This is a genomic window from Rhodococcus sp. USK10 (assembly GCF_019378875.1).
GTDB classification, from domain to species: domain Bacteria; phylum Actinomycetota; class Actinomycetes; order Mycobacteriales; family Mycobacteriaceae; genus Rhodococcus_F; species Rhodococcus_F pseudokoreensis.
Window position 1 is genome coordinate 61950 of record NZ_CP076046.1, and the last position, 11862, is coordinate 73811.

An 11862-nucleotide genomic window follows, 5' to 3' on the forward strand; every position below is an offset into this window, starting at 1 on the left:
GGGACCGACACCATGGGTTCGCTCGTGCTCGGGTGCGGTGTGTCAGCGGGGTGGATGTTCGACACGTGCGGCGAGGTATTCGGCGTTGTCGCGGGCCGCGAGGGCGCTCCAGCGAGTCGCGGCGCTGACAGAGATGCCGAGGAGGTCCGCGAGTACGGGTGCGGGCAGATCGGCGGCGAGTGCCGCCAACGCGGCGCCGCGGGCGGGCCGTACCGGGATCCCGGCGGTGCGTAGGAGGAGGGCGAGCCGACCGGAATCGAGGTGTGCGCCGGGACGCAGGCCGGGGAACAACCATTCCGGCGTCGTTGACGAACGTGCCCCGCGACGGCGGCGATCCGGCCTGCTGGTGAGCTCGGTGGTCAGAGCGGCGAGTGCCGGCGGCAGCAGGACGGGACGATCGCGCAACCGTAGGGTGCTGTCACCTCGGCTGTCGATGCCGAGATCGCTGGTGGTGAGTTCGACGATGTGGGTGGGGATCTGGCCGTAGAGCAGGACGAGGGCGCCGGCTACCCGCACTCGCAGGTCGAGGCCGTCGTCGGTCAGGCACCGGCGTAGGGCGGACCAGCGTTCGTCGTCGGCGAGAAGCTGGGAGGGAAGACCGTCGCGGCCGAGCCAGGACACGTGCAGGTCGGCGGCACGATCGTGTTGGTGCGCCCAGCGCAGGAAGTCCCGCAGTCGGTGGCGGGTGCTGGCCCCCTCCCCCAGCCAGCGGTCGACATCGGCCTGAGTCGCCTCGGTCAGCGTGCGGTGGTGGTCGGTGAGCCACGTCAGAAACTGAACGGCGACCTGCAGGCGGACACGCGCGTACTTGGGTGCGCTGACACTGAGATGTCCACGTGCGGCGCGGCCGCGGGCCCGGCGCAATACCGACCAGGACGCGTACGCGCGCACCGTGGCCGCGAGATCCGTGGGCAGGTCGGCGACGAGGGTGTCGAGCCACGGCGCAACCGAATCGACGGCGTTGCCGCGGGGTTCGAGGGCGCCGGTGTGGAGGAGGATGCTGCGCAGATGCTCGACCGGGATGTCGGTCCCGTGGTGGTCGAGGACGGTGTGGGAGATCGGGTCACCGGCGGCGACCAGTTCGCGGAGCAACCGTATCCAGGTGCTGTTACCGGCGAGCAGCCGATGTGCGGATTCAACGGCGTCCGGTTCGGTAAGCAGGGCGTGCAGGCCGGTGAGCTGCGCGGAGATTCGCCCGTCGGGCCCGGTGAGGAGTTGGCGGCTGCGAAGGTGGGTGTCACAGGCGAGGCAGTGGGTGCCGCCGACGAGGAGGTCGACACGACCGCAGCGGACGCAGTACCAGTTGCGGTCGTCACCCGAGCAGGGACCGCACACCCGCCCCCCAGCGCCATCGTGGGCGACGAGCGGACGCCTCTGCCCACACTGGGTGCAAGGCTCCGGGTTACCCCGCAGGCGCCGGTAGCAGGGGCCGCAGATTCGGCCCAGCGGCAGCGTGGTGTGGATCGGCCGGACGTTGCCGCACTGCGCGCATCGGTGCGAGGGGCGTTGCCGGGCGCGGCAGCTGGAGCAGATCGGCCGGCCCTCTGTGGTGCGGCGGTCGCACGGCTTCTCCTTCCCACAGCTGCTGCACGCCGCAGTCGGCGGTGTCCAACAGCGGTAGCAGATCCAGGTACCAGCAGTGCGGTCGTCGACGCGGACATTCCTCGTGCTGCGGCCGCAGCGCCCGCAGTCGTGCACATGGTCGCGGCGGTAACAGCGCGGACAGAGCGGCCCGTCGTCCGTGATCGCGTGGGCGATCTGGTTGGTGCGCCCGCAGCCGCTGCAGGTGTGCCGTTTGCGCGGGCCGCAGTTCTGGCAGAGCGGTGCGCCGTCGATCCGGTAGGCGACCGTGGTGGTTTTGCCGCACCGGGTACACGGTTCGTGTCGCGTCGGATCCGCCCTGACGCAACGGATGCAGACAGTGCCGCCGTCGGGGTCGCGGACCGCTGGGTGTCCTTGTCTGCCGCATCGTACGCACACGATCAGATGGGTTCGGCCGTAGCAGCGGCTGCAGATCTTCGCCCCGCTCCGTCGGTACGGCAACGCCCGCACGTCGCCGCAGTCGGCGCACCGCATCCGTTGAACCTGGGGATGCCGTTCGGCGAGTGCGGCGAGGAGCCGCTCCAGCCCGGGCGGACCCTCGGAGCTACCGGAGGTGAGACCGTGTGGATACGCGCGCAGATGGTCGAGCACCGCCCGCGCCTGCGGTGCGGTCAGGTGTACGTCCGCGATCTGTTCGGTGAGCTCGTCGATATCGGCATCGGGCAGCCGCTCCGCGAGTAGTCCGGCGAGGTCGGCCACCGCCGCCTGCCGCTTCTCGATGTCGGCGCCGGAGGTCACAGTCCGCGGGGTCGTCGGATGGTGGTGCGCCGCACGGGCGGCGGCGGTGTCGCATGGGTGCCGGAGACCTTCTTGTGGATCGGTTCGTCGGTAACAGCAACTTCGATGAGGTCCTCGACGCCGACGTCGAATATGTCGCAGAGTGCGGCGAGGGTGTCGAGGCTCAGCCGTTGCGGGGTTTTGGTGACGAGGCGGTAGACCTGTTCCCGGGACAGGTGCACGCCACGTTCGGCGAGCAGGGGAACGAGGTCGGTGGTGGCGAACATGTCGTGCTCGGCCATGACGTTGCGTAGGTGCCATCGGCAGCCCAGTTTCTTGGTCATGTTCGCCCCCAGAGGTCGGGAAATTTCGCCAGTGATCGTTGCAGCAGTCGGTTGCGGTATTCGTCGGAGACGCCGGTGTAGATCGCGGTCGACGCCGCGAAGGAATGTCCCGCCTGAGCGGAGACGAACTTCTCCGGATAGTCGAACTCGACCAGATGGGTGATGTTCGAATGTCGTAGGCAATGCAGATCCAGAGCCGGATCGAGACCGGCGGCATCGCGGGTCACGGCGAACGCCTCGTTGATCCGGCGCAGCGACATCCGACTGGCGCGTTCGGTCACCCACACCGCCGGATGCCCGTCGGCGCCGAACCGCGGCCGCACCTCGCTGCACCACTGCTCGAGCACGGGCACGACCCAGTCCATTTCCGGAACCGTCAGTACCGTGCGCCGTTTCGGTGGACTGCCTCGGGAGGACTTACCCCAGCGCACGGACAACGCGCCGAACCGGCCGAACTACGGCGCCTTCGGGTTGTGCCGGAGATCGGCCAGGTCCAACCCCCATGCTTCGCGCCGGCGAATCCCGAACGCGTAAATCGTTTTCAGCAGTGCGGCGTCCCGCATTGCCGCGGCCGCACCCTTGCGGTGGTGCGCGCGAATCTGTTCGACCCGCGCATCGGCGGCGTCGAACAGGGCCTGGATCTCGTCGTAGGTTAACGGCCGCCGACGCGGGTCACCCTCGTGCTCGGTGACGTGCACGATCGAGTTTTCCTCGTGCAGCAGCTGCCTCGGGGCGACACCGAAACGCTCCCGGCACTCGTGTGGCCATCCGTAGCGTGGGTCGGTGACGTAGTCGAGGAACTGTCGCAGCGTGATCTCGTAGATCCGTGCCGTCGACACCACGATCGGTTTGGTGCCGCGATGACAGTGGGCGATGAATTCCTCGAGGTCGGCGCACTGCCAGTTCCACGGATAGTCGTTGGTGAATTCGGCGAGCCGCCGCAGCAATGCGCGGCGCTGTTCGATCGTCGCGGGCTGGAGGAAACGGGCGCCCTGTTGCATAGCCCACCCGTCCAACATCGCACCGAATACCGCCGTCTCCGGGTCCAGATGCGCGACACCGGGTGCGAGGACCAAGTGGGCGACACCGGGGCGATCCGCCGTGTCGGCCACGTTGCATAGAATGCATCATTGCGGCATGTAAGGCAACCCCCATAACGCGAGGTGGAACGCGCAACGCGCTCGAGTTTTCCTCGTGTCGGGCCGACGAACTACGCTTGTGGCTGCGTCTTACTTCGAGAGCGTCGAATGCGTCATCGGATGCAACTCCGCCTAGTTACGCCCGTACGCATCCGTTGATATAGCTCCGGAAAACAGCCAGCAGTCGGTATCGCGCGGTCCGCGGACAATGAACTTCTCGAAGCGTAACCGTTCCACACTGCCCGGGCCGGGAACCGTTAGGGATTGCGCTGACACGGCAACCGCCTCCTAGCTATTCGCTCCACCGCCACGGGATTCCGCGGGGATGACAGGCGAACGCTAGCGGTGCCCACTGACAAGTCAGCAGTTACCGGGTGCGCGCCTATGTGTTGGAGACCGCCTTGAGCGCGGGCTCGCCCGTCTCGGCCGTGTTGCGAGTGTCGTTGGTGGCGCGCTTCGTCCGGCGGGTCCCGGGCTTCCGGGCTGCACGCTTGGGTTCGTCGTCGGCCCGCCATTCTTTCAGCTCGGCGTCCGTGAATCCGGCTGCCTTGGCTTCGGCGAGTGCGGCGCCGAGCGCCCGCGAGTTCTCGGCATCTTTGCGCGCGAAGTCTTCCCGCGCGGCTGTCAGCGTGCGGTGCGCTGAGGCGACGCTACGAATGGTCTTCATCTTCTGTTCCGCCTGCTGTCGGATCTGTGCGTCGAGAGCAGCGAATACGTCATCGAGAGGCTGTGTCTCCATGCCCCGATCGTATCGGTCGCAACCGCGAATCTCGAGCCGTACACGCGGCTCCTCCCCCGACTGAACACGCGCTCGATTCCGTTGTCCCCAGGTGGGTGTCCGGGTAGGTGTTGTGTGCACACGACACAGCGGAGCGGAGAAATGTCGTGTGTACCCAATGCCGTTAAGCCCGGTACCCACTTGGGGACAACTCCCCCGTGGCGAAGTCGCGTCGGACGCGCGCAGCGCGGCCCCTTTGTCAGCCCGTTCGGGCCGCCTGGCCGACCACAAGTGTGGAGCGCCCTGATCCTCATATGGATGCCCGAGATTCCCTATCCCGCTCCGCTCGATCTCAGGCACCCACAATCGGGTCCGCACCACAGGTGGGACGGCCGGATAACCGCGCAAAGGAACTCGCTGCGCTCGTCCTGTGCTCTTTTCAAAAGCGGGCACACGACGCAGGCGCTGCGTGCCAACTGATCGAGCCCCGGCGGGAGCAAGATAGTGGTTTAGGTGACCTAATCCGGCGTGTCAGATTCGGCGGTGCCCGCCTTCACCTGAGACACTGTCGTGTAGCCCCACTTTGGTGGGGGCGCTGCGCTGGGCCGGAAGAGGTGAGGACGTTGAGTGACGAGTCGGCTGAACGTCCGCGCCGGTTCCGGCGGGAGAGGCGCGCCAACGTCCTTGGCGGCCGACAGCATCGCCACATCGTGAAGGTCACTCCGGAGGAAGAGTCGGAGTTGCTGGCGCGGGCACAGAAGGCGAAGGTGAGCGTGCCGCGGCTGCTGGTCGAGGCCGCCATGGCGGAGGGCCGTGAGACCGCCACCGACCGGCAGGAATTGGCGATCGAGTTGTTCGGTGCGTTCCGGCTTCTGTCGGCGCTGTCGAACAACATCAACCAGATGGCGAAGGCCACCAACGCCACTGGGGATCTGCCCGAGAATCTCGGTGTCACGCTCGGCGAGGTGCGCCGTTTGGCGATGCGGATCGACGGCATTCTCGATGGGTTCGATGCGCGATGATCGTCAAGATCGGGCGTGGCGAGAAGATGACCGGGCTGCTGTTGTACTTGCAGGGGCCGGGCCGGTCGAACGAACACACCGATCAGCATCTCGTGGCCGGCGATTCGGCGATCATGACGTGGCACGACGACAACGAACTATCGCACGAGGACGCGATCGAGATCGCCCGTCAGCTGGACCAACCCCGCCGTGTGTTCGGCACGGAAGTGAAGATCCCGAACTTCCTGCGGGACGACCACGGGAGCGACGTGCGGGACTCGCACGGCAAGAAGGTCCGGGACCCGATCGATCCGTTCCGTGACGGAAACGTCTGGCACTGCTCGCTGTCACTGCACGCCGACGAAGGACAGCTCACTGACGATCAATGGGGTGTGATCGCGCGGGAGTTCATGGATGAGATGGGCTTCACTGACACCTCCGGCCGCTCCCCCGCCCGCTGGATCGCGGTCCGCCACGGCCTCTCGGTCAGGGGCAACGACCACATCCACATCGCTGCCTCCGCAGTGCGTGAGGACGGCACCAAGGTCGACCTCTACCGTGACTGGAACCGCGCAAGCGAAGCCGTCAACAAACTCGAACGCAGACACGGTCTCGCGGTCATCGAGTCCCGCAACACCAAGACCGGCGAACGTGGTTACCACCGCGCCGAACAGCACCGCGCCCACCGCGAAGGCGGCACCGAACTGGACCGCGAACTGCTCGCCCGCCGGGTACGCGCATGCGCAACCGCATCTAAGTCCGAGGCCGAGTTCGTGCGCCGTCTTCGTGGCGAGGGTCTGATTGCCCGGCCACGCTTCGCGTCCGGGCGCGGCGACGTCGTCGTCGGCTACAAAGTGGCGATTCGACCCATCCCAGGGCGCGCTCCAATCTTCTACGGCGGAGGGCATCTCGCCAAGGACCTCACCCTGCCGCGGCTGCGTGGCGAGTGGGAGGACAGCCCGCAGGCATCAGCCGCGGCGGTCGACGAGTGGAACGCGGCTCGCCGGGACCGACCGACGGTGCGGTCTGGACGTGAGAGTCAGGAACTCGACCCCAAATTGCTGGACCGCGCGACCGAGGACATCGGCAAGTGGAACACCTACCTGCGATCCATCCCGCTCGACGACCGGGCACAGTGGGCGCGCGCCGCCGGCCGTACGGCCGGGGTGTTCGCAGCGTGGTCCTCGAAGATCGAACCGACACCTGGACCCTTGGCCGCGGCGGCGCGTCAGCTCGCACGGTCCGCACAACTTCCGGCGCACCGGGCGTACCGGGCACCCAAGGGCGCCATGTCTGCGGGTGGTGCCGCCCTGATCGTGATGCAGACCAGTGGGCATCTCCCGAAGAGTGTGTCCGCGATGCTGTTGCTGCGGCAATTGATGAAAGCCATGGAGGCGATCGCGGATGCGCATCGCGCGTCAGGCGAATTGCACCGCGCACTCGACATCGAGTACTTGGTGCGCACCGAGCTTGCCACCATCCACGCCGCGCAGCCACGGCAGTCGCTGCCGGACTCCGCTCGCGACGAAGTATCGACGGAGCAGGGTCGCACGACGACAGCGACACTCACACCAGAGCAGGAAGAGGTGCGGCGGCTTGTCGCACTCGACAACGCAGCACCACCATCTGAGGCAGCGCGGCGTCTCGGGTCACCGATTCCCGCACCGCTCGACCCGGCCTCCCGCACTCACGCCGGTCGCGACCGCGCACGCGGTAGCGACGGCAACGCAAGGTAGGAAATCGGTCCGCCTCAGAGGTCGTCCGACGGACATTGGCGCGCCTTGCCACCATGGTGCGGTCGACGTGCCGCGTATCAGGGAATGCCCCCTATGGTGCAGACCTACTCACACTAGTTGCGTCAGTTCGTCTGCATTCACCGCGGGGTTTTCGATCCTTAGCTGGTCGAGGATCAGTCGCTCGATGGGGAAACCGATGTTGTTGGTTTGCAGGAGTCGACTGACGTAGGCCCGGTGCTGTCTGCTGCTGATATGGTCCCGGTTTTCGGCTTCGGCCCGGGTTTGCCGGCACTCATGTAGTTCAGCGAGCGTCCGAACGTTTCCTCGTCCATGACTACGCTGATCCTGCTCGCGGAGAACCGCGATGCACGCTCAATGTGCACTTCGATCAGAACGGCACGGCTCAGACCCCGACTTTTCTGGGGCGGTGACAACACGGCTACATTTGCCTGGAACATGAGCGTTTGAAGAGGACCGCGCCGGAAAGGTCGACATCCCCAAGGGTCGCGTAAGTCAGACGAGCATCGATGTCAGCAGGTAGGCGGCGAGGAACGCATCGGCGGTGAAGACCCGGTGCGCGCCGCGGTGGTGGTCGAACACCTTCCGCACGAACTCCCCCGCCGCACAGTGCTTGATCACCGCGACCACCCGCGTGAACTGCCATGGTTCGGTCCGATGCACGGCGGTGGGGACCTCGTGCAATCGACGAATCCTGCTCTTCGCGCTCACCAGGGCACCGCAACCGAGACGACGGCACCGGCCGCAGACCGGGCGGGAGATCACAATGCTTCGACACTTCCCCGACGAACTCGACCCGCGGAACCGGTCCCGGAACAGGTGCCCTCCGCCCGCGTGCTTCGCGGACGCGAGCACCGCGCCGGTGTAAGCCCGGCCGGACCGGAACCTGCCGCGCCCGCCGCCCTGACACGGTGACAATCACATGCTCGCCGCGACCCGCACCTCCGAGGCACCGACATTGAACATCTCCGCGCCGGCCACGCCGGCCCCGACACCAAGCGCCACCGCCGCCGCCAAACCCCGCCCGCGGACCGCACTCGCCTGCCGCGGCGCCCACCACAGCAACGTCTCCACCTGCTCGCTCGTGTACGGCGCCGACACCGGACCGTGCGGCAATGCCTCAGGGGGCGGCTCCCACGGTGTCAGCCACGTGATCCGCCGCGACAACGCCGTCAGCGTTGCCCGGCGGCAAGACCGTGTCGCATCCGCCAACCCGGGGACGGTGACCGCATACCGGTTCACCGTCGCCGGATGAAAGATCTCCTCGACATCGAGCGGCAACCCCTGCTCGCGCGCCCACGCCACCATCGATGGCACGGTCGAGATCCGGTTCAACCACTGCCGCGTGCAACACGGGCCGAACCCCCGCCGGACGACGTCACGCACGAATGGCGCGATCTCCTCCCACTGCTGCGCCGGCATCCGCGGGGTGTACTGCTCGATGATCTGCTCCGGTGTCCGCGGTGCCATCACTGCTGCTCTCCCACCAGCCGCCGCCACCCGGGCGAACCGACCTCCGGGACAGGAAGATACGGCACAAGATCCGAGAAGGATTCCCGCTCACGATCCCGGCGGCCGAGAAGATCTCCGCCACCCCGCACTCGGCGAGCATATCTTCCAGCGGGAATCGCCCGTCCCGCCAGTATGGTGTCCACCATCACGTCAGGTGTGACCCCAATCGAATCTCCGTCGCGGCGGCATCGCCGCACCTCCTTATGGAGATATGTGCACGATATGAGGGGGAGCCCACGGTACTTCGGGCGTGACGCGATCGAACCCGCACCTACGATGACGAGCAACACTGTGTGAGCCCGGGCGCCGGCGTCGTCTACGGGATGAAAGGTGCTGTCAATGCGGGTCGGGGTCCCGAACGGTCACCGTCAGCACCGGCTTCTCGGCGCCGGACTCGTCAGACCCGGAAACCTGGTCCCACATGGTGTCGATCATTGGTTGCAAGAAGAGCTGACCTAGCTGACGGACCATGATGTCGATGATCTGTGTCGAGTCGCGCCTGTGTGGGGACGCGAGGCCGGCGTCGCGGGCTTTGGCGAGCTCGGTGCGGGTCAAATCCGTCAGGCGCTCGAGTAGCTGTCCTTTCGACCCCGCGGGGTCCAGCAAGGCTCGGCGCAGGTAGTTCACCACGGCTGGATTCGACTCGAGCATCTCCTCCACGGCGGCATCGCGTGCCGAGGCACTCTCTCGGGGGTCACCACTGGCTGGGGCCTGCTCAATCGCCTGAGCAAAGTGGTCGACCACCAGCTGCTCGACGGCGTCACGGATGCCGTCCTTGGTCTTGAAGTGGTGCACGAGGAGCCCGACCGTGACACCTGCGGCCGCGGCGATTGCGCGCATGGAGGTGCGTTCCTCGCCGAATTCCGCGTACAGGTCCATGGCGGTGTTGCGGATACGTGCCTTTGCGGTCAGGTCGTCCGCGCCCGCGCGCGGATCGGTTCTCGGTCCCAACTTTGCTCCCTCGGTCAGGGCAAAAGCATACAGCCCGTGCAAACCGCTAGACATTCGTGCAGAATGCTATACAGTCGTACAGGGAAGCAGGTGGAAGGAGCCCAATGCACGACATTCTCGACGGCGTTCGCGTCGTCTCACTCGCGGTGAACCTTCCGGGACCGCTCGCGGCCTCCCGGTTGGCCGAGTTCGGCGCGTCGGTGAGCAAGATCGAACCCCCCACTGGCGACCCCTTGGCCGTGGCCGCGCCCGGCTGGTATGCCGAGCTCACCGACAAGCAGCGGGTGACAGTGCTGGACCTGAAGGACACGACCGATCGCGCCCAGCTGGACGCCGAGTTGACCGGTGCCGACCTGCTGATCACGGCGATGCGCCCCTCGGCACTGCGCAGGCTCGGGCTCGAGAACGCACACGAGAGGTACCCCGGCCTGTCGCATGTGGAGATCGTCGGTCACGATGGGAAGTGGGAGGAGGTTCCCGGTCACGACCTGACCTATCAGGCAGCCCAGGGCACCCTGCAACCCCCGATGATGCCGACCGTTCCGGTCGCCGACCTGCTCGGCGCCGAACACGCTGTATCCGCAGCCCTGCTTGCGTTGCGACACAAGGCCGGATCCGGCACCGGCCGGCGCATCCGGGTCGTGCTCGAGGAGGCTGCCGCCGACGCGGGTGCGGCGGTGCGACACGGACTGGTAGGCGTCGGTGCGCCGCTCGGGGGCGCCACCCCGACGTACGGGATCTATTCGACCGCCGACGGCTATGTCGCGTTGGGGGCAATCGAGCCACACTTCCGGTCGAGGGTGCTCGAGGCACTGGGTGTGGCCGACACGCGCGACGACCTCGAACAAGTCTTCGCCTCCGCCACCTCCACCCACTGGGAGGAACTCGCCGAACGCGTGGACATTCCGCTCATCGGTATCCGAAATCACACACAGGGAGACGCGAAATGACCGATCGGGAAGCAGTAATCGTGGGTGCGGTGCGCACGCCGGTCGGCAAGCGGGGCGGTGCCCTGAGCCGGTGGCACCCCGCTGACCTACTGGGTCACACGTTGCGAAACCTGGTTGAACGCAGCGGAATCGACGCTCATGACATCGACGACGTGGTCGCCGGTTGCGCGATGCAGCACGAGCACCAGTCCGGAAACCTCGGGCGGCACGCAGTGCTCTCCGCAGGCCTGCCGGAGTCGGTTCCCGCGGTCACCATCGACCGCCAGTGCGGATCGGGCCAGCAGGCGGTGAACTTCGCGGCGTTTGGGGTCATCGCCGGCACCTACGATGTGGCGATCGGGTGTGGTGTGGAGTCGATGTCGCAGGTGTCGATCCCGGCGGCATTCATGCCGGGCGCGCCGCTCGGGCCGCAGTACGCACCCCTCGAACTGGCCCGCTACGACGGCAACCTGGTCGCCCAGGGAGCCGCGTCGGAGCTGCTCAATTCCAAGTTCGACATCTCCCGCGACGCGCTCGACGAGTTCAGCATGCGCAGCCACCAGCGCGCCTTCGCCGCGACCCAGGCCGGCAGGTTCCGCGACCAGTTGGTGCCGATCACCGCCGATCCGCTCGATCCGTCGGCGCCGACGATCGATGCCGACGAGGGCATCCGGGAGCGGATCGATCCGGCCAAGATCGCCTCGCTCAGGACCATCTTCGCGGCCGACGGCAGCACCACCGCGGCCAACTCCTCCCAGGTCAGTGACGGCGCCGCGGCGCTGCTGATCGCGGACCGGGGTTACGCCGAACGCCACGGACTCCTCCCGCGGGCCCGATTCCTGGCGATGGCGGCCGCCGCGGCGGATCCGGTCATCCAGTTCACTGCGGTCCTCGACGCCACCCGCAAGGCATTGAAGCAGGCCGGTCTGGGTCCCGATGACATCGACCTCTTCGAGGTCAACGAGGCCTTCGCCGGGGTCCCACTGACGGTCCAACGAGAATTCGGCATCCCCGACGACAAGCTCAACGTCAACGGCGGCTCGATTGCGATCGGACATCCCCTCGGGTCGACCGGCGCGCGGATGCTCACCGATCTGCTGTGCGAACTCGAGCGCACCGGAAAGCGATACGGCCTGCAAACCATCTGTGAGGCAGGCGGCACCGCCAACGCCACCATCATCGAACGGATCTGAGG

The 11862-nt window shown here is 66.9% G+C and carries 10 protein-coding genes and 1 pseudogene; 4 read left to right on the forward strand and 7 right to left on the reverse strand.

Going from position 1 to position 11862, the window contains the following annotated elements:
* Positions 1-42: 42 nt before the first annotated feature.
* The 4 genes and pseudogenes from I1A62_RS00330 to I1A62_RS00345 all read right to left on the reverse strand — a co-directional run bounded on the left by I1A62_RS00330 (position 43) and on the right by I1A62_RS00345 (position 4541).
* Positions 43-2340: a hypothetical protein gene (locus I1A62_RS00330; protein WP_219453362.1), complete on the reverse strand. Its 2298-nt coding sequence runs from the start codon at positions 2338-2340 to the stop codon at positions 43-45.
* On the reverse strand, positions 2337-2663 hold the full coding sequence (locus tag I1A62_RS00335) for a helix-turn-helix transcriptional regulator (RefSeq protein WP_219453363.1): 327 nt from the start codon (positions 2661-2663) through the stop codon (positions 2337-2339). The genes I1A62_RS00330 and I1A62_RS00335 overlap by 4 nt, the downstream gene beginning before the upstream one ends.
* A pseudogene (locus I1A62_RS00340) lies at positions 2660-3775 on the reverse strand (tyrosine-type recombinase/integrase). Before I1A62_RS00340 ends, I1A62_RS00335 begins: the two are co-directional and overlap by 4 nt.
* Positions 3776-4184: 409 nt before the next feature.
* Positions 4185-4541, reverse strand: a complete 357-nt coding sequence (locus I1A62_RS00345) for a hypothetical protein (protein ID WP_219453364.1) — start codon at positions 4539-4541, stop codon at positions 4185-4187.
* A 602-nt stretch (positions 4542-5143) separates the two neighbouring features.
* On the opposite strand from I1A62_RS00345, the gene I1A62_RS45545 reads away from it, so the two are divergent.
* Positions 5144-5542 carry a plasmid mobilization relaxosome protein MobC gene (locus I1A62_RS45545; RefSeq protein WP_374710653.1) on the forward strand — a complete coding sequence of 133 codons (399 nt, stop codon included), beginning with the start codon at positions 5144-5146 and terminating at the stop codon, positions 5540-5542.
* The gene (locus tag I1A62_RS00355; protein WP_219453366.1) at positions 5539-7257 is read left to right on the forward strand and encodes a relaxase/mobilization nuclease domain-containing protein; all 1719 of its coding nucleotides are present in this window, start codon (positions 5539-5541) and stop codon (positions 7255-7257) included. The genes I1A62_RS45545 and I1A62_RS00355 overlap by 4 nt, the downstream gene beginning before the upstream one ends.
* A 513-nt stretch (positions 7258-7770) precedes the next feature.
* Here the strand turns inward: I1A62_RS00355 and I1A62_RS00360 are convergent.
* The 3 genes from I1A62_RS00360 to I1A62_RS00370 form a co-directional block, all read right to left on the reverse strand.
* Entirely contained in the window at positions 7771-7986 is a 216-nt protein-coding gene (locus I1A62_RS00360; RefSeq protein ID WP_219453459.1) for a hypothetical protein, read from the reverse strand.
* A 207-nt stretch (positions 7987-8193) separates the two neighbouring features.
* Positions 8194-8745 (reverse strand): hypothetical protein, encoded by a 552-nt coding sequence (locus I1A62_RS00365; protein ID WP_219453367.1) that lies wholly within the window; start codon positions 8743-8745, stop codon positions 8194-8196.
* Between the two features lie 378 nt (positions 8746-9123).
* Complete coding sequence (locus tag I1A62_RS00370) at positions 9124-9792, reverse strand: TetR/AcrR family transcriptional regulator (protein ID WP_219453368.1); 669 nt, start codon at positions 9790-9792, stop codon at positions 9124-9126.
* 50 nt (positions 9793-9842) lie between these two features.
* Between I1A62_RS00370 and I1A62_RS00375 the strand changes: the two genes are divergently transcribed.
* Positions 9843-10688 carry a CoA transferase gene (locus I1A62_RS00375; protein WP_219453369.1) on the forward strand — a complete coding sequence of 282 codons (846 nt, stop codon included), beginning with the start codon at positions 9843-9845 and terminating at the stop codon, positions 10686-10688.
* Positions 10685-11860, forward strand: coding sequence for a thiolase family protein (locus I1A62_RS00380; RefSeq protein WP_219453370.1), 1176 nt, complete (start codon positions 10685-10687; stop codon positions 11858-11860). Before I1A62_RS00375 ends, I1A62_RS00380 begins: the two co-directional genes overlap by 4 nt.
* Positions 11861-11862 lie beyond the last annotated feature (2 nt).

What these genes read in the sequence shown, in the direction of transcription:
- I1A62_RS00335 (WP_219453363.1), bottom strand. Translation starts at nt 2,663, where the DNA reads ATGACCAAGAAACTGGGCTGCCGATGGCACCTACGCAACGTCATGGCC.
- I1A62_RS00345 (WP_219453364.1), bottom strand. Translation starts at nt 4,541, where the DNA reads ATGGAGACACAGCCTCTCGATGACGTATTCGCTGCTCTCGACGCACAG.
- I1A62_RS00355 (WP_219453366.1), top strand. Translation starts at nt 5,539, where the DNA reads ATGATCGTCAAGATCGGGCGTGGCGAGAAGATGACCGGGCTGCTGTTG.
- I1A62_RS00365 (WP_219453367.1), bottom strand. Translation starts at nt 8,745, where the DNA reads ATGGCACCGCGGACACCGGAGCAGATCATCGAGCAGTACACCCCGCGG.
- I1A62_RS00370 (WP_219453368.1), bottom strand. Translation starts at nt 9,792, where the DNA reads ATGTCTAGCGGTTTGCACGGGCTGTATGCTTTTGCCCTGACCGAGGGA.
- I1A62_RS00375 (WP_219453369.1), top strand. Translation starts at nt 9,843, where the DNA reads ATGCACGACATTCTCGACGGCGTTCGCGTCGTCTCACTCGCGGTGAAC.
- I1A62_RS00380 (WP_219453370.1), top strand. Translation starts at nt 10,685, where the DNA reads ATGACCGATCGGGAAGCAGTAATCGTGGGTGCGGTGCGCACGCCGGTC.